The organism is Mycolicibacterium rutilum, from assembly GCF_900108565.1.
In the GTDB taxonomy this organism is placed as follows: Bacteria; Actinomycetota; Actinomycetes; order Mycobacteriales; family Mycobacteriaceae; genus Mycobacterium; species Mycobacterium rutilum.
Genome location: NZ_LT629971.1, coordinates 3225167 through 3251430 on the forward strand (window position 1 = coordinate 3225167; position 26264 = coordinate 3251430).

At 68.2% G+C, this 26264-nt stretch carries 25 protein-coding genes; 18 read left to right on the forward strand and 7 right to left on the reverse strand.

Annotation, left to right across the window (positions count from 1 at the left end; all coding sequences use genetic code 11):
- The 14 genes from BLW81_RS15780 to BLW81_RS15845 are packed head-to-tail and all read left to right on the forward strand — an operon-like array spanning position 1 to position 14022.
- Positions 1-819, forward strand: coding sequence for a coniferyl-alcohol dehydrogenase (locus BLW81_RS15780; RefSeq protein ID WP_083410574.1), 819 nt, complete (start codon positions 1-3; stop codon positions 817-819).
- A 10-nt stretch (positions 820-829) separates the two neighbouring features.
- Positions 830-1825, forward strand: coding sequence for a cyclase family protein (locus tag BLW81_RS15785; protein ID WP_083407981.1), 996 nt, complete (start codon positions 830-832; stop codon positions 1823-1825).
- A gap of 10 nt (positions 1826-1835) precedes the next feature.
- A complete protein-coding gene (locus BLW81_RS29985; protein WP_083407982.1) occupies positions 1836-2426 on the forward strand; it encodes an NADPH-dependent FMN reductase in 591 nt (196 codons plus the stop codon).
- Positions 2423-3259, forward strand: coding sequence for an alpha/beta fold hydrolase (locus BLW81_RS15795; protein WP_235632014.1), 837 nt, complete (start codon positions 2423-2425; stop codon positions 3257-3259). The genes BLW81_RS29985 and BLW81_RS15795 overlap by 4 nt, the downstream gene beginning before the upstream one ends.
- A complete protein-coding gene (locus BLW81_RS15800; RefSeq protein WP_083407984.1) occupies positions 3256-4065 on the forward strand; it encodes an SDR family NAD(P)-dependent oxidoreductase in 810 nt (269 codons plus the stop codon). The genes BLW81_RS15795 and BLW81_RS15800 overlap by 4 nt, the downstream gene beginning before the upstream one ends.
- 53 nt (positions 4066-4118) lie before the next feature.
- On the forward strand, positions 4119-4781 hold the full coding sequence (locus BLW81_RS15805) for a TetR/AcrR family transcriptional regulator (RefSeq protein WP_235632015.1): 663 nt from the start codon (positions 4119-4121) through the stop codon (positions 4779-4781).
- Positions 4778-4972 carry a ferredoxin gene (locus BLW81_RS15810; RefSeq protein ID WP_083410575.1) on the forward strand — a complete coding sequence of 65 codons (195 nt, stop codon included), beginning with the start codon at positions 4778-4780 and terminating at the stop codon, positions 4970-4972. Before BLW81_RS15805 ends, BLW81_RS15810 begins: the two co-directional genes overlap by 4 nt.
- Positions 4973-4979: 7 nt before the next feature.
- Positions 4980-6218 carry a cytochrome P450 gene (locus BLW81_RS15815; RefSeq protein WP_083407986.1) on the forward strand — a complete coding sequence of 413 codons (1239 nt, stop codon included), beginning with the start codon at positions 4980-4982 and terminating at the stop codon, positions 6216-6218.
- Between the two features lie 36 nt (positions 6219-6254).
- Positions 6255-7451, forward strand: a complete 1197-nt coding sequence (locus BLW81_RS15820; RefSeq protein WP_083407987.1) for an amidohydrolase family protein — start codon at positions 6255-6257, stop codon at positions 7449-7451.
- A gap of 59 nt (positions 7452-7510) precedes the next feature.
- Positions 7511-8692, forward strand: coding sequence for a M24 family metallopeptidase (locus BLW81_RS15825; protein ID WP_173839726.1), 1182 nt, complete (start codon positions 7511-7513; stop codon positions 8690-8692).
- On the forward strand, positions 8693-9835 hold the full coding sequence (locus tag BLW81_RS15830; protein ID WP_083407989.1) for a M24 family metallopeptidase: 1143 nt from the start codon (positions 8693-8695) through the stop codon (positions 9833-9835).
- A gap of 4 nt (positions 9836-9839) precedes the next feature.
- The gene (locus tag BLW81_RS15835) at positions 9840-10790 is read left to right on the forward strand and encodes an enoyl-CoA hydratase/isomerase family protein (RefSeq protein ID WP_083410576.1); all 951 of its coding nucleotides are present in this window, start codon (positions 9840-9842) and stop codon (positions 10788-10790) included.
- On the forward strand, positions 10787-13207 hold the full coding sequence (locus BLW81_RS15840) for a CaiB/BaiF CoA-transferase family protein (RefSeq protein WP_083407990.1): 2421 nt from the start codon (positions 10787-10789) through the stop codon (positions 13205-13207). Before BLW81_RS15835 ends, BLW81_RS15840 begins: the two co-directional genes overlap by 4 nt.
- Positions 13208-13215: 8 nt before the next feature.
- Positions 13216-14022, forward strand: a complete 807-nt coding sequence (locus BLW81_RS15845; RefSeq protein WP_083407991.1) for an SDR family NAD(P)-dependent oxidoreductase — start codon at positions 13216-13218, stop codon at positions 14020-14022.
- A gap of 80 nt (positions 14023-14102) precedes the next feature.
- Here BLW81_RS15845 and BLW81_RS15850 read toward each other — a convergent pair whose 3' ends face one another.
- Together BLW81_RS15850 and BLW81_RS15855 are read right to left on the reverse strand one after the other, a co-directional pair.
- Positions 14103-14927 carry an SDR family NAD(P)-dependent oxidoreductase gene (locus tag BLW81_RS15850; protein WP_083407992.1) on the reverse strand — a complete coding sequence of 275 codons (825 nt, stop codon included), beginning with the start codon at positions 14925-14927 and terminating at the stop codon, positions 14103-14105.
- 31 nt (positions 14928-14958) lie between these two features.
- Positions 14959-16023, reverse strand: a complete 1065-nt coding sequence (locus tag BLW81_RS15855; RefSeq protein WP_083407993.1) for an NAD-dependent epimerase/dehydratase family protein — start codon at positions 16021-16023, stop codon at positions 14959-14961.
- A gap of 99 nt (positions 16024-16122) precedes the next feature.
- On the opposite strand from BLW81_RS15855, the gene BLW81_RS15860 reads away from it, so the two are divergent.
- Entirely contained in the window at positions 16123-16926 is an 804-nt protein-coding gene (locus tag BLW81_RS15860) for a lysophospholipid acyltransferase family protein (RefSeq protein WP_083407994.1), read from the forward strand.
- Between the two features lie 6 nt (positions 16927-16932).
- Positions 16933-18540 carry an acyl-CoA ligase FadD12 gene (fadD12, locus tag BLW81_RS15865; RefSeq protein WP_083407995.1) on the forward strand — a complete coding sequence of 536 codons (1608 nt, stop codon included), beginning with the start codon at positions 16933-16935 and terminating at the stop codon, positions 18538-18540.
- On the opposite strand, the gene BLW81_RS15870 is transcribed toward fadD12, so the two are convergent.
- The 5 genes from BLW81_RS15870 to BLW81_RS15890 form a co-directional block, all read right to left on the reverse strand.
- Complete coding sequence (locus BLW81_RS15870) at positions 18537-19985, reverse strand: WS/DGAT/MGAT family O-acyltransferase (protein WP_083407996.1); 1449 nt, start codon at positions 19983-19985, stop codon at positions 18537-18539. The two genes, fadD12 and BLW81_RS15870, sit on opposite strands and share 4 nt — an antisense overlap.
- Positions 19986-20084: 99 nt before the next feature.
- Positions 20085-21155: a phosphotransferase gene (locus tag BLW81_RS15875; protein ID WP_083407997.1), complete on the reverse strand. Its 1071-nt coding sequence runs from the start codon at positions 21153-21155 to the stop codon at positions 20085-20087.
- Positions 21156-21162: 7 nt separating this feature from the next.
- Positions 21163-22002: a mycofactocin-coupled SDR family oxidoreductase gene (locus tag BLW81_RS15880; protein WP_083407998.1), complete on the reverse strand. Its 840-nt coding sequence runs from the start codon at positions 22000-22002 to the stop codon at positions 21163-21165.
- 43 nt (positions 22003-22045) lie between these two features.
- On the reverse strand, positions 22046-23176 hold the full coding sequence (locus tag BLW81_RS15885; RefSeq protein ID WP_407662344.1) for a cytochrome P450: 1131 nt from the start codon (positions 23174-23176) through the stop codon (positions 22046-22048).
- A gap of 272 nt (positions 23177-23448) precedes the next feature.
- Positions 23449-24165, reverse strand: coding sequence for a TetR/AcrR family transcriptional regulator (locus tag BLW81_RS15890; protein WP_083408000.1), 717 nt, complete (start codon positions 24163-24165; stop codon positions 23449-23451).
- Positions 24166-24286: 121 nt separating this feature from the next.
- Between BLW81_RS15890 and BLW81_RS15895 the strand changes: the two genes are divergently transcribed.
- Together BLW81_RS15895 and BLW81_RS15900 are read left to right on the forward strand one after the other, a co-directional pair.
- The gene (locus BLW81_RS15895) at positions 24287-25462 is read left to right on the forward strand and encodes an acyl-CoA dehydrogenase family protein (RefSeq protein WP_083408001.1); all 1176 of its coding nucleotides are present in this window, start codon (positions 24287-24289) and stop codon (positions 25460-25462) included.
- A gap of 12 nt (positions 25463-25474) precedes the next feature.
- A complete protein-coding gene (locus tag BLW81_RS15900) occupies positions 25475-26257 on the forward strand; it encodes an enoyl-CoA hydratase (protein WP_083408002.1) in 783 nt (260 codons plus the stop codon).
- Positions 26258-26264: the final 7 nt, after the last annotated feature.

Below are 26264 nucleotides of genomic sequence, written 5' to 3' on the forward strand. Positions count from 1 at the left end.
GTGAGCGAAATCGGCGACCTGTGGCGCTATGACGGGCGTCGCGTCGTGGTCACCGGGTGCGCCTCCGGGATCGGTGCCCACGTCGCACGGCAGGTCGCCGAGCTCGGCGCCGAGGTGATCGGTCTGGACATCAAGGCCCCCGCGGACACGGTCGGGCGGTTCATCGAACTCGACCTGTCCGATCCGGGGTCGATCGATGCGGCCGTCGCGCAGATCGGTGACCGCGTCGACGCGTTGTTCAACATCGCCGGGGTGTCGTCGGGGATCAAGGATCCGCTGCGCGTGGTGCGGATCAACTTCCTGGGCACACGGCATTTCACCGAGGCGCTGGTGCCGAGGATGCCCGCCGGTTCGGCGATCGCCAACGTGTCGTCGCTGGCCGCATCGGCTTACCGGGACAATGCGCCGGTGACCGCCGGGCTGGTGGACACCGAGTCGATCGACGCGGGAATCGAGTGGTGTCGGCGCAATCCCGCGGCGCTCGCCGACGGCGGTGGCTACCGGCTGTCCAAGGAGGCCATCATCCTCTACGGCATGGCTCAGGTGACCGCGTTGGGCGCCAAGGGAATCCGGATCAACTGCACCGCCCCGGGCGTCACCGACACGCCGATCCTCGACCAGCTGCGCAGCGCGTACGGCCAGGAGTTCCTCGACTCCTTCCGCACGCCGCTGGGCCGCGCCGCCCGGCCGGACGAGCAGGCGAGCGTGTTGACCTTCCTCAACGGGCCGGCCGCCAGTTACCTGACCGGACAGGTCATCTGGGTGGACGGCGGAACGATCGGCGAGACGGACCTCGCCGGCTCGGTGACACGACGATGAGAGGCGATCCATGGCCAGCATGAGCGAGTTCCGGCGTGTCGCCGACGAGGTGCGCAACTGGGGCCGCTGGGGTGACGACGACGAACTCGGCACCCTGAACTTCATCACGCCCGAGAAGGTCGCCGAAGCCGCGGCGCTGGTGAAGAAGGGCACCGTGATCTCGCTCGGCGGTGACTTCAGTTCGGGTGGGCCGCAGGGCGCGTTCAAGTTCCGGCCCAACCCGACCCACGTGATGACGGTGGACGGCGGCGACGCCTCGACGCTGGTCCGGTACGGCCCCGAATGGTTACGCAACGCCGTGGCCGCCGACGTCAGCGCGTTCTTCGCCGACAACCCGTTCCGGTTCAACGACGACATGATCGTCATGCCACTGCAGGCGGCCACGCAGTGGGACGCGATCAGCCACGTCTACTACGAGGACAAGCTCTACAACGGCTTTCCCGCGGACTCGGTGACCAGTTTCGGCGCCTTCCACCTGGGGATCGAAAAGGTCGACGGTAAAGGCATCACGTCGCGCGGCGTGCTGCTCGACGTCGTCAAGCACCGCGGCGCGGAGGTCTTCCTCGAACCCGGAAACCCGGTGACGCCCGCCGAACTCGACGACATCGCCAAGGCGCAGGGCGTCGCGATCACCCCCGGCGACATCGTCGTCGTGCACACCGGATGGTGGACCAGGTTCCTGTCCACCGGCGACGGCGCCGAACCGGGCTCGGGGCTCGACTGGAGGTGTGCGTCCTGGCTGCACGACCACGACGTCGCAGCCGTCGCCGCCGACAACCTCATGGTCGAGGACCCCGACCCCGCCAACGGGGTGGAAGGCACCTTCCTGCCGATGCACATGATCTGCCTGCGCGACATGGGGTTGATGTTCGGCGAGTACTGGGATCTGACCGGACTGGCCGCCGACTGCGCGGCCGACGGGGTGTACGAGTTCCAGCTGATCGCCCCGCCGTTGAAAGTCGTTGGCGCGGTGGGCGCGCCGGTCAGCCCGATAGCGATCAAGTAAGGGACACCAGATGACTGCAAGCACCACGACGGGTGGCGTGCCCTTCGTCGTCGGCCTGGGTGGCACGCTGCGTGCCAACTCGTCGACCGAGCGCGCGCTGCGCTACTGCCTGGCCTCGGTCGAGCGGCAGGGCGGACGGACCCGGCTGTTCTCCGGCGAGGACCTCAACCTGCCGATGTACGCCCCGCACTCGCTGGAGCGCACCCCGGCGGCCCTCGAACTGGTCGGGGCGCTGCGCGACGCCGACGCGGTCGTGGTCGGGTCGCCGGGCTACCACGGCGCGATCTCGGGCCTGGTGAAGAACGCGCTCGACTACATCGAGGACCTGCGGGAGGACCCGCGCGTCTACCTCGACAACACGCCGTGGGGATGCATCAGTTGCGCGTACGGCTGGCAGGCCGCCGTCGGCACGCTCGGGCAGCTGCGCTCCATCGGGCACGCCCTGCGCGCATGGCCGACACCGCTGGGGGTGGCGATCAACTCCGCCGACCAGATCTGGGACGACGCAGGCGAACTCACCGACCAGACGACCCGCAACCAGCTCGACATGCTCGCCAACCAGGTGCTGACCTTCGCCAAGGCCGCGTGGGAGAGCGCGTGACCGAACGCAAGACCATTCTCGTCGACGGGTTGACGACCCGCTATCTCGAGGCCGGGCAGGGCGATCCGGTCGTGCTGCTGCACGGCGGCGAGTTCGGTGCGAGCGCCGAGATCGGCTGGGAGCGCAACATCGACGCGCTCGCCGCGCGGTACCGCGTGCTCGCGCTCGACATGCTCGGGTTCGGCGAGTCGGCGAAGGTCATCGACTTCACCGACGGCCGGGGTATGCGCATCCGGCACATCGCGCGGTTCTGCGAGGTCCTCGGGGTCGAGTCCGCGCACTTCGTCGGGAACTCGATGGGGGCGGTCAACCTGTTCGTCGACGCCACCTCGGAATCGCCGCTGCTGCCGGTGCGCAGCCTGGTGACGATCTGCGGCGGCGGCGAGATCCAGCGCAACGAGCACTCCGGCGCGCTCTACGACTACGACGCGACTCCGGACGGTATGCGCCGGATCGTCGAGGCGCTGTTCTACGACCCGTCCTACCCCGCCGACGACGCCTACGTGCAGCGCCGCTACCGCGCCAGCATCGCGCCGGGTGCGTGGGAAGCGTTGGCGGCGGCGCGGTTCCGGCGGCCCGGGCTCGAGGCGCCGCCGTTGCCGTCGAGCAGGCGGGCCTACGACCGCATCGATGTGCCGACGCTGGTCGTCGAGGGCGGCGGTGACAAGCTGCTGCCCGCCGGGTGGGCGGACGAGATCGCCGGCCAGATCCGCGGCGGCCGGTCGGCGGTGATCGATGCGGCCGGCCACTGCCCGCAGATCGAGCAACCCGACGCCGTCAACGAACTACTGCTCGGCTTCTGGGCCGAACTTCACGAAGGAGCGACGACATGACCGGCGAACTCGACGGCAAGGTGGCGGTAGTCACCGGTGGCGCATCGGGTTTGGGCGAAGGCCTGGTGCGACGGTTCGTCGCCGAGGGTGCCCGGGTGGTGGTCGGCGACATCGACGCCGACGCCGGCGCGCAACTCACCGCGGATCTCGGCGACGCCGTCCGGTTCATCGAATCCGACGTCGCCGAGGTGGCGCAGGTGACCCGGCTGGTCACCACCGCCGTCGACGAATTCGGCGGCCTGCACGTCATGGTCAACAACGCGGGCGTGTCGGGCAAGATGTTCGCCAAGTTCCTCGACGACGACCTCGCCGACTTCCACAACGTGATGGCGGTCAACGTGCTCGCGGTGATGGCGGGCACCCGCGACGCGGCGCGACACATGTCCAAGAACGGCGGCGGGTCGATCATCAACCTCACCTCGATCGGCGGCATCCAGGCCGGGGGCGGGGTGATGACCTACCGGGCCTCGAAAGCCGCGGTCATCCAGTTCACCAAGTCCGCCGCAATCGATCTCGCGCACTACGAGGTTCGCGTCAACGCGATCGCGCCGGGCAACATCCGCACCGCGATCGTGCGCAAGTCCGCCTCGGGGGAGGACCTGCAGCGGCTCGAGGAGTTCGAGGCGAAGATCCGCGAGCAGATGCGCAACGACCGGCCGCTGAAGCGCGAGGGCACCGTCGACGACGTCGCCGAGGCCGCGCTGTACTTCGCCGGCGACCGCTCGCGCTACGTCACCGGCACCGTGTTGCCGATCGACGGCGGCACCACCGCGGGCAAGGTCATCGTGCGCAAACCGAAGCCGTGACAGCTTTAAATCAGTCGCTTGACTTAACCGCGGCGTCGCGGTTGACTGTGACGGTGACCACCGCCGCCAGAAGTGTGCGTACCGACCGGGCCAGCATCACGCGGGAGGCCATCCTGGCTGCCGCCGAGCGGCTGTTCGCCGAGCACGGCGTGTATGCGGTGTCGAACCGCCAGGTCAGCGAGGCAGCGGGGCAGGGCAACAACGCCGCGGTCGGCTACCACTTCGGCACCAAGACCGATCTGGTCCGCGCCATCGAACAGAAGCACCGCGGCTCCATCGAGCGGTTGCTCGAGCGGATGGTCGCCGCGACCGGCGAGTCGACTCAACTGCGCGACTGGATCGCCTGCATGGTGTGTTCGCTGACCGAGCACCTCGACCAACTCGGCAACCCGACCTGGTACGCGCGCTTCGCCGCGCAGGCGCTGGCCGATCCCGCCTACCAGAAGATCGTCGTCAAGGACGCGTTGGCGTCCCCGTCGCTGCTGCGCGTGGTCGACGGCATCACCCGCTGCCTGCCCGACCTGCCGATGGCCGTGGTCACCGAGCGAAACATCATGGTGCGCAACCTGATGATGCACACCTGCGCCGACTTCGAGCGGGCCTTCGCCGAGGGCGCCGACATGCCCAGGACGACGTGGAGTTCGGTGGCCTCCGGGCTCATCGACGCGATCGTCGGGCTGTGGGAGGCGCCGATCACGGAGCAGCCGGCGCGATGAAAGTCACCGTCGATCAAGACAAGTGCGTGTCGTCCGGTCAGTGTGTGCTCAACGCCGGCGACGTGTTCGACCAACGTGACGACGACGGCGTCGTCGTCCTGCTCGACGACAGCCCGAGCGAGGACCGCGCCGAGGACGCCCGCAAGGCGGCCGCGGCCTGTCCCGCACTCGCCATCCACATCGAGGATTGAGAGCTCAATGTCCGACACCCTGACCGGCACCCCCGACGTCTCCGCAGAGATTCCCGAGTATCCGATGGAGCGCGACACCCGCTGCCCGTTCGCTCCGCCTCCGCAGATGCTGAAGATGGGCGAGGCCAAACCGCTGTCGCGCGTGCGCATCTGGAACGGCAGCACGCCGTGGCTGATCACCGGCCACGCGGTGGCGCGCGAGCTGTTCGCCGACTCGCGGGTCAGCGTCGACGACCGGATCGAGGGCTTCCCGCACTGGAACGAGCACATGCTCTCCACGGTTTACAAGCGCCCGCGCTCGGTGTTCACCTCGGATGCCGAGGAGCACACCCGGTTCCGCCGGATGCTGTCCAAGCCGTTCACCTTCAAACGGGTCGAAGGCCTGCGCCCGGCCATCCAGCAGGTGACCGACGAGTGCATCGACGCCATCCTGGCCGGCCCGCAGCCCGCCGACATCGTCGCCAAACTCGCGCTGCCGGTGCCCACCCGGGTGATCAGCGACATGCTCGGCGTGCCCTACGAGGACCACGAGTTCTTCCAGCACCACGCCAATGTCGGACTGGCCCGGTACGCCTCGGCGGAGGACGGCCAGAAGGGCGCGATGAGCCTGCACAAGTACCTCATCGACCTCGTCGAGACCAAGATGGCCAACCCCGCCGAGGACGCGGTGTCCGACCTCGCCGAGCGGGTCACCGCCGGCGAGATCAGCGTCAAGGAGGCCGCCCAGCTGGGCACCGGCCTGTTGATCGCGGGCCACGAGACCACTGCCAACATGATCGGCATCGGGGTGCTGGCGCTGCTGGACAACCCGGAACAGGCTGCACAGCTGCGGGATTCGGATGACCCGAAGTTCATCGCGAACGCGGTCGAGGAGCTGATGCGCTACCTGTCGATCATCCAGAACGGGCAGCGCCGCGTTGCGCTCGAGGACATCGAGATCGCCGGCGAGACCATCCGCGCCGGAGAGGGCATCATCCTCGACCTCGCTCCCGCGAACTGGGACGCCGCCGCCTATCCCGAACCCGACAAGCTCGACCTGCACCGCGACGCCGGCCAGCAGCTCGGCTTCGGCTACGGCCGCCATCAGTGCGTCGGCCAGCAGCTCGCCCGTGCCGAACTGCAGATCGTCTTCCACACCCTGCTGCGGCGCATCCCGACGATGCGGCTGGCGGTGCCGATCGAAGAGGTGCCGTTCAAGCATGACCGCCTCGCCTACGGCGTCTACGAACTTCCGGTGACCTGGTAGTCAGGTCCATCCCACAGCCCGATTGGAGTGTCAACGATGTCTACGCCAATGAAAACGCCCGCCCACCCCCCAACAACCACGCTCTACCCACCCGAGGGTTTCGGCGCCCCCAAGCACCGTAAGGGCCACGCATCCAAGGACGGACTTGCTGATCTTCCTAGGGGCACCGAGATCTTCTCCGCCGACAACCACATCTCGGTGGCCGACGACATCTTCTACGACCGCTTCCCCGAGGAGCTCAAGGGCGCCGCGCCGCGCATCTGGTACGAGGACGGCGCCTACATGGTCGGCATGAAGGGCAAGGCCTGGACCGGCGGCGACTTCGGCCGGGTGCTCATGCAGTACGACGACCTCGCGGGCGCGGCGTCGAACAACATCGAGGCGCGGGTGCGCGAGCTCAAAGAGGACGGCATCGACAAGGAACTGGCGTTCCCCAATGCCGTGCTGGCGCTGTTCCATTATCCGGACAAGGCGCTGCGCGAGCGGGTGTTCCGGATCTACAACGAACACATCGCCGATCTGCAGGAGCGCAGCAACGGCCACTTCTACGGCGTCGGGCTGATCAACTGGTGGGACCCCAAGGGCACCAGGAGCACACTGGAGGAGCTGAAGTCGCTCGGGCTCAAGACGTTCCTGCTGCCGCTGAACCCCGGCAAGGACGACGAGGGCAACATCTACGACTACGGCAGCACCGACATGGACGCGGTGTGGGACGAGATCGAAGCGGCCGGCCTGCCGGTCAGCCACCACATCGGCGAGACCCCGCCCAAGACGCCGTGCCAGCACAACAGCGTCGTGGTGGGGATGATGGTCAACGTCGACTCGTTCCGCGAACAGTTCGCCAAGTACGTGTTCTCCGGCATCCTCGACCGCCACCCCGCGCTCAAGATCGGCTGGTTCGAAGGCGGAATCGCCTGGGTGCCAACGGCTCTGCAGGACGCCGAGCACATGCTCGCGTCGTACCGGCACATGTTCAACCACGAACTGCAGCACCCGGTCCGGCACTACTGGGACGACCACATGAACGCTTCGTTCATGGTCGACCCGCTCGGTCTTGAACTCATCGACAAGATCGGCGTGGACAACGTGATGTGGTCGTCGGACTACCCGCACAACGAGTCGACGTTCGGGTACTCGGAGAGGTCGCTCAAGACCGTCGTCGATGCGGTCGGCCCCGAGGACGCCGTCAAGGTCGTCAGCACCAACATCAAGAATTTCCTGGGGATCTCGTGACCACCTTCGCGCCGCAGTCCACTTCCTTCGACATCCCCGAGCTTCCGGACCGCGCCCGGATGTACCGCGAATGCGGTGCCCGGCTTCGCGACTCGATGCGCGACAAGGGCGTCGACGCGCTGGTGCTGATCGGCAACGGCAATGTCGTGTACGCGACCGGCGTCAGCTGGCCGCTGCTCGACGCGGGCCTCTCGCATGTCGAGCGTCCGGTCGCCATCGTGCTGGCCGACGATCCGCACCCGCATTTGTTCATGCCGCTGCGGGAGGGCTCGGCCTCGCAGAGCGAGGTGCCCGACGACCACGTGCACGGGCCGCTGTACCTCGAATTCGACGAGGGTGTCGAGGTTTTGGCGACGGTGCTGGCCGATCTGGTGCCGACGGGCGGCAAGGTGGCCGTCGACGAATTGACCGGTGCGATGCGCCGGGCGTCGGCCAAGCTGTTCCCCGCGGGCCCGCCGTCGGACGCCGCACAGGTGGTGGGGCCGGCCAAGTTGGTCAAGACACCCGACCAGGTGTCGTGTGTGCGCAATGCCTGCCGCATCACCGAAGAGGCGATGGTCGACGTGCAGAAGGCGCTGGCACCCGGGGTGCGCCAGGTCGACCTGTCGGCGGCGTTCGTGCGGCGCGCGTTCGAACTCGGCGCGACCGCCAACATGCTCGAGGCGATCTGGCAGGTGATGCCCACGACCAAGACCAGCGGGTCGGTCTGGACCACCACCGGTGATCTCGCGTTGCCGCTGCTGACCACCGAGCGCGAACTCGAACGCGGGGACGTGCTGTGGACCGACGTCAGCATCACCTACACCGGCTACTGCTCCGACTTCGGCCGCACCTGGCTGGTCGGCGACGAACCGACCGATCGTCAGCAGGCGCAGTTCGACAAATGGCGTGAAATCCTTGCGGCAGTGCTGGCGGTCACCAAGGCCGGCGCGACGTCCGGGGACCTCGCCCGCGCGGCCATCGCCGCGAACGGCGGGACCAAACCGTGGCTGCCGCACTTCTACCTCGGCCACGGCATCGGCACCAACGCCGCCGAGATGCCGATGATCGGAACCGATCTCGGCGAGGAGTTCGACGACAACTTCGTGTTCCCCGCCGGCATGCTGTTGGTGCTCGAACCCGTCGTGTGGGAGGACGGCACCGGCGGCTATCGCAGCGAGGAGATCGTGGTCATCACCGAGGACGGATACCGGTCGATCACCGACTACCCGTACGCGCCCTACGGACAGGATCGGATCTGAATGGCACTCGAAATCCTTCCTGACGCAGCCGATCTGCGTCGGGGACGCCGCGAGCGGGCACTGGCCGAGATGGCCGACCGCGACATCGACATCCTGGTGCTCGGCCGGCAGGCCAACGTGCGGTACGTCACCGGCGCGCCGCAACTCTGGGTCGCGGGCACCCGGCCGTTCGGCCCCATCTGCGAGGTGGTCCGGTCCACCGGCGAGATCCACCTCAACAGCACCTGGGACGAGGGCATCCCCGACGAGATCCCCCACGACCACCTGTACGGGCTGGCGTGGAACCCGATGACCCTCGTCGAGGTGCTCAAGGCGCTGCCGGGCGCGGCCACGGTCAAACGTGTCGGAACAGATTCGCTCACACCGACATTCGCGCAGCTGCTGCCGATGGCCTTCCCGAACGCCGAGATCGTCGACGCCGAACCCGCGCTGCGGGCGGCGCGGCGGATCAAGACGCCCGAGGAGATCGCGGTGCTGCGCGGCGCGCTGGCGGTGGCCGAATCGGCGCTCGACGCCGCACGCGCCGAACTGGCCGCCGGCACCACCGAGCGGTCCCTGCTCGGCGCGCTGATGGAGGCGATGGCCGCCGGCGGTGTCACCACGCCCGCCACCCAGGACGGCGCCTGGGTGACCAGCAAGGAGCATCCGTGGCGGCGGGCCCGGACCGACGGTCGCATCGAGGACGGTGACCTGGTGGCGTTCTCCGCGGGTGCGCTGGCCGACGGCTACGTCGGCGAGGTCGGCCGCACCTGGCCGGTCGGTGAGGTCTCCGGCTCGGCGATACCCGATCTCTACGACCGCTGGAACAGGCTGTGGGACAAGCTGATCGCGGCATGCCGGCCCGGAAACCGCGCGAGCGACCTGCTGGCGGCCTACGAGTCGGCCGGTGAGCCGCTGCCCGCGATGCCCGTCGCGCACGGTCTGGGTCTGGGGTACGACTCGCCCGTCGTCACCCCGGCACTGCGCGCCACGGTGGCCGACGAGGTGCTCGAACCCGGCATGGTGCTCGCAGTCAGCGGCTACGTCTGGCAGCAGGGCGTCGGCGCCGTCTTCAGCCGGGAGGCGGTGCACATCACCGCCGAGGGCCCGGACGTGCTGACGTCGAGCCCGTTCTGGAGTGGTGCGGGCGTCGGAATCGGTTGAGGCCATGTCGGACTCCGGGAGTCGGCCCGCCCCAGAGGAGATCGTCCTCTACGAGAAGGACCCGGCGACCAAGATCGCGACGATCACGTTCAACCGCCCCGAGTACCTGAACGCGCCGACATCCGCTGCGCGGCTACGCTATGCCGACCTGTTGCGCGGGGCGACCGTCGACGACGACGTCAAGGTCGTCGTGATCCGCGGCGTCGGGGAGAACCTGGGCAGCGGGGCCGATCTGCCGGACTTCATGGCCGGCGACGACGCCGCCCGGCTCGCCGAACTGCGGGTCGACGATCCCGAGGTGGCCTATCCGCCGAAGGGGTCGTTCCGGCACGGCGCCACGATGGGGCAGTGGTACGCCAACGCCGCCGCGGGTAACCGGGCGCTGCAGGAACTCAAGAAGATCAGCATCGTGGAAGCCAAGGGCTACTGCTACGGCTGGCACTTCTACCAGTGTGCCGACGCCGATCTGGTGATCTCCAGCGACGACGCGCTGTTCGGGCATCCGTCGTTCCGGTACTTCGGCTGGGGGCCGCGGATGTGGACCTGGGTGATGACCATGGGGCTGCGGCCCTTCCAGGAGATGGTGTTCACCGGACGGCCGTTCACCGCGGCGGAGATGAAGGACTGCAACTTCCTCAACAAGGTGGTGCCGCGCGACCAACTCGAGGCGGAGGTCGCCAAGTACGCCCACGCCTGCGCGCGGAACCGCCCGGTGGACAGCGTCTTTCAGCAGAAGATGTTCTTCGAGGTGGTCAAGCAGTTCCAGGGCGAGTACCTGGGCAGCTTGCTGTCGGCGATGTTCGAGTCGATGGGCGGGGCGGCGCGCCCCGATGGCGGCGACTTCATGCTCGGTGATGCCATCGACGCCGGCCTCGCCGACGCGGTCAACGACAACGACGACAAGTTCCCGCCCGAGTTCCGGTTGAGCAAGGCCAACCGCAGAAAGAAGGAATAGTGCCGGCGCTGGACGACTACACCATCGTTGACCTGTCGAGCGGTATCGCGGGCGCCTACTGCACCAAACTGCTCGCCGACGGCGGCGCCACGGTGATCAAAGTCGAATCGCCGCAGGGTGATCCGCTGCGGTCATGGTCGGCGTCCGGCGCACCGGTCGAACCGGACGGCGACGGCGCACTGTTCAGCTTCCTGGCCTGCTCGAAGCACAGCGTGGTCGTCGACTCCGGCTCGACCGACGATCTGGACATGCTGCGCGGCCTGCTGGCGGCGGCCGATGCGGCGGTGTGGTCGCACGGATCCGCGGTCGCGGAGCTCGACGAGTTCGGTCCGGCCGCGATCGCGGACGCCTACGACCATCTGACCGTCACCTCGATCACGCCGTTCGGTCTGGACGGGCCGTGGGCCGACAAACCGGCCACCGAGTTCACCACGCAGGCGTGGTCGGGCGGGGTGATCGGGCTCGGCCGCGGCGCGCAGGATCGGGCGCCGCTGTTCGTCGCCGGGCAGATCGGGGAGTACCTGGCGGGCGCGTACGCCGCCGTCGCCACGCTGGCGCTGCCCGCCGGGCTCGTCGACCTGTCCATGCTCGAGACCCAGATCCTTTGCCTGACCTACTATTCCGTTCCGTTCTTCGACGCGCTGGGCCGGCCGTTCCGGGACCGCCGGCGGTTGACGATCCCGGGTGTCGCGTCGGCGGCCGACGGGCTGGTGGCGCTGGGCTGCGGTACCGCCCAGCAGTGGTTCGACTTGTGCGCGATGGTCGGCCACGACGAGTGGATCGACGAAGCGTCCGATCTGTCGATCACCGAACAGGCCAACATCCACGCTGAACAGATCTACGAATGGGTGCGGGAGAACCGCGTCGAGGACATCCTCGACCTGTCGTCGGCGTTCCGCATTCCCAATGCGCCGGTCGGCAACGGCGCGACCGTGACGTCCTTCGAGCAGTTCGTCGAGCGCGGCACGTTCGTCAGCAATCCGCGCGACGGGTTCACCCAGCCCGGGCCGCCGTATCGCACGTCGCCGCCGCTGCTGCGCTCGGCGGACCCGACACCACGCCTCGGCGAGCACACCGAGACCTACCGGTCGCGACATAGCATTCCCGGTCGTCGATCGGGCGATGCAACAGCCAGGAATGCTATTTCGGGGGGTCTGCCGGTCGACGGGATCCGCGTCCTGGACATGACGAGCTTCTGGGCGGGGCCGTCGTGCACACATGTGCTGGCGATGCTCGGCGCCGAGGTGATCCACGTGGAGTCCACGGCGCGACCCGACGGCACCCGGTTGATCGCCGGCGTGCCGATCACCGAGGAGCAGTGGTGGGAGCGGTCGCCGATCTTCACGGGCCTCAACACGGGTAAGAAGAGCGTCACGCTGGACATCCGGTCCGAGCGCGGCGTCGAACTGCTGCGCGAGCTGATCACGACCTGCGACGTGATCGTCGAGAACTACACGCCGCGGCTGCTCGAGCAGATCGGGCTGGACTTCGAGGGCGTGCAGCGGCTGCGCCCCGACGCGATCATCCTCCGGATGCCCGGGTTCGGCCTGGACGGGCCGTGGCGGGACAAGCCGGCGTTCGCCTACGTCATCGAGGACTGCTCCGGAATCACCTGGCTCACCGGACATCCCGACCAGAACCCGGTCGAGCCATACTCGGTCGGTGACCCCAACGCGGGGGTGCACGGGCTGACCGCGCTGCTGCTGGCCCTCGAACACCGGCGCAAGACGGGGGAGGGGGTGCGGATCGAGGCCGCGATGGTCGACGCCGCGCTCAACGTCGCCGCCGAGCAGGTCGTCGAATACTCGGCGCACGGCACGCTGCTGCAGCGCCAGGGCAACCGCGGGCCCGCCGCGGCACCCCAGAACCTCTACCGCACCGGTGAACTCGACGAGTTCGGTCGGCCGGACGACTGGGTGGCGATCGCCGTCGCCACCGACGAGCAGTGGGCCGGGCTGGTCGCCGCGCTGGGTGACCCGACGTGGGTGACGCCGGAGCTGGCGAGCGCCGACGGTCGTCGTCGCCACCACGATCTGATCGACGCCCGGCTCGGCGAATGGTGTGCCACCCGCACCGGCGACCAGATCGTCGAAACCCTCTGGGCGGCAGGGGTGCCGGTCGCCAAGGTCATGCAACCGCACCGCGTCGGGGACCTCCCGCAGCTGGCCCACCGCGGGTTCTACGAGCGCGTGAACCACCCCGTCAACCCCGCCGCGCGGCACAGCACGGTGCCGATGCGCATGTCGTCGGTGAGCGCGCCGCTGCACCGCGCGCCCGCACCGCTGCTCGGCGAGCACAACCGCGAGGTGCTGTCGGGCCTCGGGCTGAGCGACGACGAGATCGACGAGCTGGAGAGCCAGGGCATCATCGGGTCGGCACCGGCGGGTCTGACCATCCGCACCACCAAGACTGGTTGACTCAGCCCATGGCCATCGACCCGTCCGACATCCTGCTCACCGACCGCGTCGCGGTGGTCACCGGCGGCGGACGCGGCATCGGCCGCGGGATCGCGCAGGGCCTGGCGGCGTTCGGCGCCTCGGTGGCCATCTGGGAACGCGATCCCGACGCATGCGCGGCCGCCGGCGACAGTTGCGGGGCGCTGGGCATCGTCGCCGATGTGCGCGACGGCGAGCAAGTCGACGCGGCGCTGCAGCGCACCGTCGACGAACTCGGCGAGGTCACGATCCTGGTCAACAACGCGGGCGGGACGTTCTACTCGCCGCTGCTCGACACCTCCGAAAACGGTTGGGACGCACTGTACAAGGCGAATCTCCGGCACGTGCTGTCGTGCACGCAACGGGTGGCTCGGCGACTCGTGCACGCGCGGCTGCCCGGCAGCGTCATCAACGTCACCTCGATCGAAGGCGTGCGGGCCGCCCCCGGATACGCTGCGTACGCGGCCGCGAAAGCCGGCGTCATCAATTACACGCAGACCGCGTCGTTCGAACTGTCGCCGCACGGCATCCGCGTGAACGCACTGGCCCCGGACCTCACCCTGACCGACGGGCTGGTGGAGATGTCCGGCGGCGCGCTGTCGCCCGACACCGCGCCCGGCATCCCGATGGGACGCCCCGGACACGTCGACGAAATCGCCGGTGCTGCGGTCTTTCTCGCGTCCGACATGGCCCGCTACCTCACCGGGCAGACGATTCACATCGACGGCGGCACGCACGCGGCGGGCGGCTGGTATCACCACCCGCAGACCGGGCGGCCGACGCTTGGCCCCTCCTGATCCCGCCGAGAGTACGGTTATTGACGACTCTTCTCGCGTTTTGCGTCAGAAACCGTACTCTCGGCGGAGAAGAAGAGGAATCAGTGGGTCCAGCCCTCGGCGGCCTGCTCCTCGAAGGCGTGGTCGATGCGCTCGAACCGGCGGCGGATCGAACCGCGCGACACGCTGTGCGGAATGACATAGAGGCGGTTGGCGAGGATGCCGTCGGCCATCAGCCGCGCGACCTCCTCGGCGGTGACCTCGGGATCGGTCGACGCGGACGGCAGCTCACCGACCGGGGTGGCCGGGCCGTACTCGTCGCTGCGGACGCGTTCGCTGTTGGCCATCAGGTCGGTCTCGACGATCATCGGGCACAGCACCGAGACCCCGATGCCGTTGGCCCGCACCTCACGCGACAACGTCTCGGCCAGCGCGACGACGCCGTACTTTGCGACGCAGTAGGGCCCGAGGCCGACATTGGGGATCAGCCCGGCGAACGACGCGGTGAACGCGATGTGGCTGGGCTCGTCCTGCGCGATCAGCCGGGGCAGGAACGCCTCGACGCCGTGGATCGGCCCCCACAGGTCGACGTCGATGACGAATCGCCAGTCCTCATGGGAGGTTTCGACGATCGGGCCCGCATAGGCGATGCCCGCGTTGTTGAACACCACGTGCACCGAACCGAACTCGCCGAACGCCTGGTCGGCCAGGGCGGTGACGTCGTCGAGCTTGCGGACGTCGCAGACGACGCCGTGGACGTCGGCGCCCTCGTCGCGCAGCTCCGCCACGGCCGCGTCGAGCGTGACCGAGTTGACGTCGGCGAGCATCAGCCGCGCGCCGCGGCGGGCGAACTCCCTGGCGGTGGCCAACCCGATGCCGCTCGCGCCGCCGGTGATGACCGCCGAGCGCCCTTCATATCCATCCACAGCGGGCAACACTATGCGGTCAGCGAGGTGCTTACGGCCGTTCCCAGGACGGATCGCCCAACTTGTCGCGAATCGCGCCCCACGGGTCGGCGTACTTCCCCGGCGCGTTCCAGTACACGCTGCGGCGCTTCATGAACTCGCGCACCAGCGGGGCCAGCAGCGCACCCGGTATCCGGGCGAACCAGAATTTCGACCGCAGCTCACCCATCATGTCGTCCCACGAATGACGTTGGAACTGCAGCGCCTCCTGGGCCCGCGTGGTGTCCATCCAGTCGGTGACGAACCAGTCGGTGTCGCTGTCGGGGTCGCCGGGACGCCCCGGCGGGATGGCGCCGGGCATGCCGAGCGCCGCCACCAGTGCCGGCGCGAGGTCGCCGTAGCAATGCCGGTGCGACTCGTCGCCGGCGATCAGCAGGATCTCACCCACGACGTCGGCCGTCGTCGCCGCCGCGCAGGCGAACGCGACATCTCGGACATCGACGGTCTGCACCCGGTTGTCGCTGGGCAGGGCGCTCTCGAACAACATGGCGTCGCCGCCCAGCGGCAGCGCGCCGAGATCGGTGCTGAGCACGCCGCCGAACCGCAGCACCACCCAGTCGAGGCTGGAGGATCGGACGATCTCCTCGGCTTCGGCCTTGGTGCCGCTGTAGATGTCGCACGGTCGCATCGGATCGTCGGCGCGCAGCGGCTCCGGGTTGCGGTGCGGATTGCGCGGACCGAACACCGCGTTGCTCGAGGCGTGGACGAACCGCGGCGGGTTCGGCTGCGCCTCGGCGATCCGGACCAGGGTCGCCGTCGCGTCGACGTTGACCTTGCGGGCCAGTTTCGGGGCGCGGTAGATGGCGGGCGCGATGATCGCGGCGAGGTGGATGACGGCGGCCGGTGCGGTCTCGGACACCAGGCGTTCGACCTGACCCGCGTCGGTAAGGTCGGTCCAGCGGTACTCGACGCCGTCGGGCAGCTTGTCGGCCGCCTTGCGGTTGGCCGGGGTGTCGAGGTCGGCGACGATCACGCGGCGCCCGTCTGCCGCGAGCTGGCGCGCGGTGGCCGAACCGACCAGACCGAAACCGCCGGTGACGAGCACCGTGCCGGACATAACTGCTCCTACCTGCGGATATGGTATTCTCTTTTTCGGAGAGTACAGTATTCCGATCAGTGTCGATAGTGGGGGACCTGAAGTGGGAACAGACACACTATGAGCAGCGGCGGGGCGGATAAAGAAGTCGCCAAGTGGGATCCCGGCTTCACCAAGCAGATCATGGACCGGGTCGGACCGGTCATCAAGCGCTACTTTCGCGCCGAGGTCCGGGATCTGGACCGGATGCCCGCCGCCGGTGGCGCGCTGGTGGTGTCCAACCACTCCGGCGGGATGCTGACGCCCGATGTGATGGTGCTCGCGCCGGCCTTCTACAAACGGTTCGGCTTCGATCGGCCGCTCTACACGCTGGCCCACTACGGTGTGTTTCTCGGCAACATCGGCGACTGGCTGCGCCGGTCCGGAGTGATCGAGGCGAGCCGGGAGAACGCCGCGAAGGCGCTTCGCGATGGTTCGGTGGTGCTGGTGTTCCCCGGCGGCGACTACGACTCGTACCGCCCGACGTTCACCGAGAACGTCATCGACTTCAACGGCAGAAAAGGCTACGTCCGCACCGCGATCGAGACCGGCGTGCCGATCGTGCCGGTGGTCTCCATCGGCGCCCAGGAAACGCAGTTGTTCCTGGCCCGCGGCGACTCGATCGCCAGGCGCCTCGGCCTCACCCGCGCCCGCATGGAGATCCTGCCGCTGTCCATCGGTTTCCCGTTCGGCCTGTCGGCCATCTTCCCGCCGAACGTGCCGCTGCCGTCGAAGATCGTCACCCGGGTGCTCGACCCGATCGACATCCGGGCCGAGTTCGGCGAGGACCCCGACGTCGACGCCGTCGACCTCCACGTCAGGGCGGTGATGCAGGCCGCGCTCGACGAATTGGCCCGCGAACGTCGCTTTCCTGTGCTTGGCTGAGCGCTCATGGCCGACAATCTGGGAGTCCTTCAAACGCTTTGGCGCGCAGGCCTGATCGCACCACTGCGCCCGGACAAGTATCTGCGGATGGGCACGGCGGTCCGTCGCGTCGGGATGACCGCGACCGTCGGCTTCGCGATCGCCGCGCAGCGCTGCCCCGACCGGCCCGGGCTCATCGACGAGCGGGGCACGCTGACCTGGAAGCAACTCGACGACCGCTGTGACGCGCTGGCCGCCGGCCTCGCGCGCCTGCCCGGCGGGACCCCGAAAACGGTTGCGGTGATGTGCCGTAACCATCGCGGCTTCATCGAGGCGTTGGTCGCCGCGAACCGGATCGGCTCCGACGTGCTGCTGCTCAACACCTCGTTCGCGGGGCCCGCGCTGGCCGAGGTGGTCGACCGCGAAGGCGCCGACGTCGTCATCTACGACGAGGAGTTCGCCGCGATCGTCGACCGCGCCATGGCCGACAAGCCCGATGCCGTCCGCATCCTGGGCTGGGTCGACGGATCGCCCGAGACACTGACAGTGGACCGCCTGATCGACGAGAACGCCGGCCGGCGCCCGGAACCCAGCCAGCGCAAGAGCGACATCATCCTGCTGACATCGGGCACCACCGGCACCCCGAAGGGCGCCAAGCGGGGCGCGGGCAGCGGCGGGGTGGGCGATCTGAAGGCCGTGCTCGACCGCACCCCGTGGCGGGCGGAAGAACCGATCGTGATCGTCGCGCCGATGTTTCACGCCTGGGGGTTCTCGCAACTGTTGTTCGCCGCGCTGCTCGCGTGCACCATCGTCACCCGGCGCAAGTTCGACCCCGAGGCGACGCTGGCGCTGGTCGATGAGCACCGTGCCACGGGCCTGGCCGTCGTCCCGGTCATGTTCGACCGCATCATGGATCTGCCCGACGACGTCCGGAACCGCTACAGCGGCCGGTCACTTCGCTTCGCGACCGCGTCCGGGTCCCGGATGCGGCCCGACGTGGTGATCAGGTTCATGGACCAATTCGGTGACGTGATCTACAACAACTACAACGCCACCGAGGCCGGGATGATCGCGACCGCCACCCCGGCCGATCTGCGGGCCGCGCCCGATACTGCGGGAACACCGGCCGACGGCACCGAGATTCGCATCCTCGACGCCGAGTTCAACGAGCTGCCCGCCGGCGAGACGGGGAAGATCTTCGTGCGCAGCGGCACCCTGTTCGACGGCTACACCTCCGGGAACACCAAGGACTTCCACGACGGGTTCATGGCCTCGGGGGACATGGGCTACCTGGACACCGCGGGCCGGCTGTTCGTCGTGGGCCGCGACGACGAGATGATCGTCTCCGGTGGCGAGAATGTCTACCCGATCGAGGTCGAGAAGGTGCTCGCGGCCCATCCCGAGGTCGCCGAGGCCACCGTGCTCGGCGTCGACGACGAGCAGTACGGGCAACGCCTCGTCGCCTTCGTGGTGCTCGGCGGCGCGGCTGGCGTCACCCCGGACGACCTCAGACAGCACGTGCGCGACAACCTCGCGAATTACAAGGTGCCGCGGCAGATCACGGTGCTCGACGAACTGCCGCGCGGCAGCACCGGCAAGGTGGTGCGCAAGGACCTGCTCGACCTCGTCGACTAGTTGAGGGCAGGTGCCGGGGCCATCGCGGTGCCCACCGTCGAGAGGCCGGGAAGCCCTGCGGCGCGCCGGATCTCGCTCAGCCCGTGGATCATCGCGTCGGTGGCCTCGTGCACATCGCCGAACGTGGCGTCGTCGGAGAGCACCGAGATGTCCACCTGGTCGACGTAACTCCACACTGTCATGTTGAACGCGCTGCCCGCCGACAGCACCCCGACCGAGTAGATCTCGGTGACCCGGGCGCCGCCGACGTGGCCGTGCTCGCGTGGTCCCGGCACGGTGGAGATCGCGACGTTCATCACTCGGTTATGCGCGGCCCGAGCGGACTGCCACCGGAACAGCGCCGGGGCCAGCGGAGGCGGGAGGTACTCCATCATCTGGCCCTGCAACTTCGGGCCGAGTAGATCGTGCACCTCCTTGGCGCTCGCGGTGGCCCGTGACGTCAACCGGACGCGTTCGAGCGGATCGTCGACGTGCACCGGCAGGGAGACCGCGAGTCCACTGATCTCGTTGCCGGTGACCCGGTCCGGTGACCGGTCGGTCGACACCGGCACGGACGCCAGGATCGGGCGGTCGGCGCGCCCGTCGTAGCGCAGCAGCAGTTCGCGCAGCCCACCCGCCGCGGTGCCGAGCACGATGTCGTTGAACGTGACGCCGAGCGCCTTGGCGGTCTCCTTGACCTCGGCCAGCGCGACCGACGCGGTCGCGAACGTGCGTCCGGGCGAGACGACATGGTTGAGGAAGGTCGGCGGAGTCCGGAACAGCTTCGCCTGCTCGGCTTCCCGGTCCCGCTCGCGGGACCGCCGGCTCACCCGGACGGCACCCCGCACGGCGTCGCGCACCACCCCGGGGATCGCGGCGACGTTCTGCATGTGGTCGCGGCCGGCGGCACGCAACAGCTCACGCGGCGACGGCGCGTCGCAGGTGTCGTAGCCGTCGCGCTCCTCGGTGGACGGCGAGCCCGCCAGATCCATCAGCCTGGCCAGCAGGTTGGCCGAGGCGACACCGTCGGCCAGCGTGTGGTGCACCTTCCCGATCAGCGCGAACCGGTCGTCGGCCATCCCCTCGGCGAAGTGGAACTCCCACAACGGACGGCTGCGGTCCAGTGGGGTGCTCGCGATCCGTCCGATCACCTCGTCGAGTTCGCGCCGGCCACCCGGGCTCGGCACATCCACGCGGCGCAGGTGGTAGTCGAGATCGACCGGGCAGTCCTCCAGCCACATGGGGCGATGCAACCGCCACGGGATGTCGACCAGTGTGTAGCGCAGCGGGTCGAGGAGGTGCAGCCGCCGCGCGACCGTGCGGCGGAACACGTCGAAGGTGAACGGCTCTCCGTGCTCGGCGCGGTAGTCCGCGGCGTGGATGATCGCGACCTTCAGCGTGTGCGTGTGCAGATTCGGCGTCTCGCTGTACAGCAGCATGGCGTCCATGCCGTTGAGTCGCTTCACATCCCACCCCCTGCCGACCCGCTCCGCGCCGAGGGCTCCATCGAACCATCCACACGTCAAGATCGGTGGGTTTCGCGCGAGCGGGCTTACCGCCGGGGGTCAGGTCAGTGCGTTCAGCGCCGCGCGGGTGTCCAGGTCCACGAACGCGGCGGCGTAGCGCTGCGCCAACGCCAGGCTGATGTCAGCGCCCTGCCAGGCGTCGCCGCCCGACAGCGTCGCCATCCAGATGGCCAGCCCGTGTGCCACCGAGGCCCGGTACCGCAGCCAAACCTGCTCGGCGGACGGCAGTTCCGAGGACGGCAGCGTCAACGCGCCGCGGTACTCGTCGAGCAGATCACGCTCGGCGGCCCTGCGGTCCTCGATGGTCAGCGCGCCCTGCAGGAAGTAGCCGAGGTCCAGCGACCAGTTGCCGCGGCGGGCCATCTGCCAGTCCAGGAACCCGACGTCGTCGTCGGGCAGCACATAGGTGTTGCCGATGTGGGGGTCGCCGTGCAGCAGCGTCTGCGGAGAGGTCGTCAGCGTGCCGATGTAGCGGGCCCAGATGTCGACGAACAACTCGGTGCCGCTGAGCCCGAGCACCACCGACGGCACCGTGTCGCCCAGCCGCTCATGCGCGATGTGCAGCGGGGCGTGCTCGAGTCCCTCGAACGCGACGAACGGCTCGAGCCAGTCCAGTCGCGAGGTCGCCGACAGCCGCTGTCCCCAGAACTGGCTGTGCATCCGGGCCAGCCCGCGCACCCCGTTGGCGACCTGCTCGACCGACATCGGCCGAGTCGAGTCCCGCGGGTCCGCGCCCCGCGTCACGACGTCCTCCATGATCAGCACGAAGTTCGAGCCGGGCTCGTCGATCAGCGCGGCGTAGACCGCCGGATGATCCAGCGGCAGTTCGACATCCGAACTGAACAGCCGCGGCTCGTGGAACAGCCCACTGGTCAGGGCCACCAGTTCGGCGTGGTCGGGGTCGACGGCCTTGGCGAACACCGTCGCAGGCCCCGACCCCGCGGCATACGTCAGCGCCAGCCGCGCCCGCCGGTTGGTGCCGTCGTCGCGCAGCGCGACCGTGACACCGTCGACGGTGGCACCCGGGAAGTGCTTCCCGAGCGCCGCCGTCATCCAGCCCGGCGTGATGTCCTCCCAGCTGCGCGGCAGCGACAGCTCGGCAGCGGTCAACGTGCGCCTACTTCAGGCAGCTGCCGCCGTCGACCGGCAGCGTCACGCCGGTGATGTAGCGGCTCTCGTCGGAGGCCAGGAACAGCACGGCGTTCGCGATGTCCTCCGGCTCGACCCACCCGATCGGCAGCGTGTGCATCAGCTGGCCGACGACCTTCATGTCGTCGGGGCCCGGGTTCTCCAGGTCGGGACGGAACAGCCGCATCGTCGGCTCGTTCATGAACAGCGGCGTGTTGACGTTGGTCGGGTGCACCGAGTTGACGCGGATGTTCTGCGCGCCGAGCTCGACGGCGAACGTGCGCATCAGGCCGACCACACCATGCTTGGCGGCGACGTAGTGCCCGGTGTGCGGGTAGGCCTTCAGGCCGCCGACCGAACTGGTCAGGATGATCGACCCGCCGCGGCCGCCTTCGAGGATGTGCGGAACGCCGGCCTTGACGGTCTTCCACACGCCGCCGAGGTTGACGTCGATCATTGCGGTCCAGTCGGTTTCGCTGGTCTTGTCCAGCGTCTGGCCGCCGTTGCCGATGCCGGCGTTGGCGACGATGATGTCGAGGCGGCCGAGCTGCTCGACGCCGGTGTCCACCGCCGCCTTGAGCGCGTCGTAGTCGCGGACGTCGACCTCGGCGGTGTAGATGCGACGGTTGAAGCCCTTCACCAGGTCCGCCGTTTCGGCGAGGTCCTCGGGGGTCGACGCCTCGATCAGCTCGACGGTGTCGATCTTCTTACAGATGTCGACGGCGATGATGTCGGCGCCCTCCTGCGCCAGCCGCACCGCATGCGCGCGGCCCTGACCGCGTGCTGCACCGGTGATGAAAGCGACTTTGCCTTCTACGCGTCCTGCCATGTGTGTCAGTCCTTTTGGTGATTGTCGGATATTTCGATGGTGGTCAAGCGTGGGTGACGAAGGTGGGCATCGACTGCCATCCGCGCACCGCGGTGGTGGGGGACGGCGTGGCGTTGGCCCAGTCGACCTCCCACGCGGGGAACCGCTTGAGGATCTCCTCGAGCGCGATCCTGCCCTCCAGCCGCGCCAGCGCGTTACCCATGCAGAAGTGGGTGCCGGCGCCGAACGTCATGTGGGAGCGCTGTTCTCGGTGGATGTCGAAGACGTCACCGTTGGGCGGGAAACGCCGGTGGTCGCGGTTCGCGGCCCCGACGAGCATCAGCATCGCCGACCCCTCGGGCACTGTCTGGCCGTGGTACTCGACGTCGCGGGTCACGTACCGCCCGATCTGCAGGGCCGGCGGCTCCCAGCGCAGGATCTCTTCGACGGCCTGCGGAATCAGGCTCGGGTCGGCCACCAGTTCGGCCCGCTGATCGGGGTAGTCGGCGAGCGTCTTTCCGGCCCAGCCGATCAACCGTGTGGTGGTCTCGCTCCCTGCCGTCGCGATCACGGTCAGGTACATGAGCAGTTCCTCGCGTCCGAGTCGGCGCACGGTGCCGGTCTCGTCTTCGAACTCGACGTTGAGCAGGTCGGTCATGATGTCGTCCGAGGGATGCTCGGTGCGGTAGTCGATGAACTCGGCGAAGACCTCGCCGGTGGCCATGAGGTCGACGGTCTTGCTCTGCAGGGTCGCCTCGCCGTGGTCGGTCACCCGGCGTTGGTCTTCTTCGGGGATGCCCAGCAACATGCCGATCACGCGCATCGGCATCTGCTCGCCGAGGTCGTTGACGAAGTCGAACGTGTCGGACTCGGTCAGCGGGTCCAGGCAACGGGCGGTGAACTCGCGGATCTGTGGTTCCAGCGCCAGCACCTTGCGTGGCGTGAACACCCGCGACAGCAGGTTGCGGTGGATGTTGTGGATCGGGGGATCCTCGAAAATCAGTGTGCCCGGCGGGATCTCCATCCCGGACTTGATGATCTCGAGCAGCGCGCCGCGGCCGGAGATGAAGGTCTCGTGGTCGATGACGGCCTTGTTGACATCGTCGAAGCGACTCAGCGCGTAGAAGTCGTGCTTCTCGTTGTAGTACAGCGGCGCTTCCTCGCGGATGCGGGCGAACACCGCGTACGGGTCCATGTTCAGTTCGATGTTGTACGGGTCGTAGTACAACTCGTCCGTCGCGGTGTTCTCAGCGCTGATCGTCACGGGTCGCCTCTCGCGGAACCAGGGTCACATAAGACAGAGGGCTGGCATTTGTCTCACAACTCTGGCATTTGGCCCGCTGGGGTGTCAATAAGGGATTCATTTCCGGCAAGGCAAACTCTTCCGGCAGAAGAACCGCATTCTCAAAAGGGTACTCGGAACCGGGAACGTTGTTCTCGCTCAGTTGAGGAGAACGTAATTCTCCGTTACTTGGCGGCGAACCCGTGGGAGCAGAAGTCCCACACCTCGTCGGCGGTGATCGGGTGCGACCCGGCGTCGTCGGCGCCGTTGGACTGCGCCACGAACATCACGGTCTGCATGGTCATGGCCGCCATGCGCTTGGGGTTGATGCCCTCGCGTAGCTGGCCTGCGACGCTGGCCTCTTCCATCAGCTCGGTCAGCAGCGCCAGCAGCGGGGCATGCGCGATCTTGACCTCAGAGGGATGCGACAGCAGCAGGCGCGGGGCGAAGTCGGTGAACAGCGGCCGCTTGGCGGTCGGGTCGGGCCGGGACGACTCGAACAGCAGCTGCACCGCCACCTTGAGCCGCTCGATGGGCTCGTCCTCGGTGGTGGTGGCCGCGCGGATCTGGTCGGCGGACCGGCTCAGGGCGTCTTCGAACAGCGCGAGCAGCAGCTCGTGTTTACCGTCGAACTGCAGGTAGAAGCTGCGCAGCGACTGCCGCGAGCGGTCCACCACCTCTTGGACGGTGAAGTCGGTACTGCCCTTCTCGATGATGATCGCCTGGGCGGCATCGAGGAAGCGCTGCACGCGCTGAGCCGCCCGGAGCTTGGCGGTCTTGATCGATCGCTCGACCGCGCGCTGCTTCCAGGCGGGTTCCTCGCTGGGGCTCGTCACCGGCGGCTCAGACGCAGGCCGAGTGGGGAGAACATGAACTGACTGTACCGGAGAACGCCTTGCCATTGCGGTCCTAGACCCCCTCGCGGCCAACGTGTCAGAGATTGTAACTTTCTCACGATGAGAATAGTATTCTCATTTCCGAGATAACAGTAGTCCTACCAAAAATTTGATCCGCGGGAGTCTCGTGCAGCTGACCTTCGATGCCGACGTCGAGGCGTTCCGCGCGGAGTTCAACAGCTTCCTCGACGAAAATCTTCCCGCCGAGGCGAGTGCCCTCGACCGATCCCGCTCGAGCAGTGACGTTCCGGGCTGGGCGCGCGACTGGCAGCGGCTGATGTTCGACCACGGCTGGCTGTTGCCCGGCTATCCGCCCGAGTTCGGCGGTCGCAACGCCACGATCCTGCAGCAGTACGTCCATCAGCAGGAACTGGCGCGCCGGCGGGTTTACCTGACGTACAACCCGCAGGGCGTCGGCATCATCTCGGCGTCGCTGATCTCGTTCGGCACGCCCGAACAGCAGCGCCGCTGGGCGGTGCCGATTCTTCGCGCCGAGATCACTGCGTCGCTCGGCATGAGCGAACCCGGCGCCGGATCGGACCTGGCGTCGTTGCGCACCAGCGCGGTTCTGGACGGTGACCAGTTCGTCGTCAACGGCCAGAAGGTGTGGACGTCGGGCGCCCATGACGCCGACGTGCTGTTGACTTTCGTTCGCACCGATCCGAAAGCCGCCAAGCACAAGGGCATCAGCGTGCTGATGATCCCGACCGATTCCCCCGGAGTGGTCCGGCGCCCCTTCGCGTCGTTGTGCGACGTCGACGACCTGGACTTCAACGAGGTCTTCTTCAACGACGTGCGGGTGCCCGCGGAGAACCTGGTGGGCCCCCTGAACGAAGGGTGGCGCGTCGCCAACGGCTCGCTCGGACACGAACGAAACATGTTGTGGCTGAGCTACGCGGACCGCCTGGAGGAGTTGGTGGAGGACTTCCGTCCCACCTCCGCCCTCGACCGTGATCGGTACGCCGGACTGGTGATGGACAACCAGGCGCTGCGCCTGCTCGGCTCGGTGGCATTGGCCAGGGCCGCGCGCGGCGAGGAGGATGTGCCCGCGCTGTCGGTGCTCAAACTACTCGGATCGGAGGCGTCGCAGGTCGCGACGGAGTACGCGCTGGCCGCCGCGGGCGTCGATGCGCTGGCCGCACCGAACTTCTCCGGCCCGTACAGCCCGCATCACCTCGACCTGTACCGGTGTGGATGGTTCGAACGCTATGTGCGCACGTTCGGCGGCACCATCGCCGGCGGCACGTCGGAGATCCAACGCAACATCATCGCCCAGCGGCTGCTGGGCCTGCCTCGAAACTAGAAGGGCCGCAACATGTACATCGACTACGAAGTCGCCGACCGGATCGCCACCATCACGTTGAACCGGCCGGAGGCCGCCAACGCGCAGAACCCGGAGCTGCTCGACGAACTCGACGCCGCGTGGACGCGGGCCGCGGAGGACAGCGAGGTGTCGGTGATCGTGTTGCGCGCCAACGGCAAACACTTCTCGGCCGGCCACGACCTGCGCGGAGGCGGGCCCGTCCCGGACAAGATCACGCTGGAGTTCATCATCCAGCACGAGGCCAAACGCTATCTGGAGTACACGCTGCGGTGGCGCAACGTGCCCAAGCCGTCGATCGCCGCGGTACAGGGCCGCTGCATCTCCGGTGGCCTGCTGCTGTGCTGGCCGTGCGACCTGATCATCGCCGCCGACGACGCGCAGTTCTCCGACCCGGTGGTGCTGATGGGCATCGGTGGCGTCGAATACCACGGGCACACCTGGGAATTGGGCCCGCGCAAGGCCAAGGAGATCCTGTTCACGGGCCGCGCGATGACGGCCGACGAGGTGGCCGCGACGGGCATGGTGAACAAGGTCGTGCCGCGCGACCAGCTCGACGCGGAAACCAGGGCGCTGGCCGAACAGATCGCCAAGATGTCGCCGTTCGCGCTGCGGCAGGCCAAGCGCGCGGTGAACCAGACGCTCGACGTGCAGGGCTTCTACGCGGCGATCCAGTCGGTGTTCGACATCCACCAGACCGGACACGGAAACGCGTTGAGCGTCAGCGGATGGCCGGTGCTGGTGAACCTCGACGAGATGAAAGCCAATATCCAGTAGCGCGCAG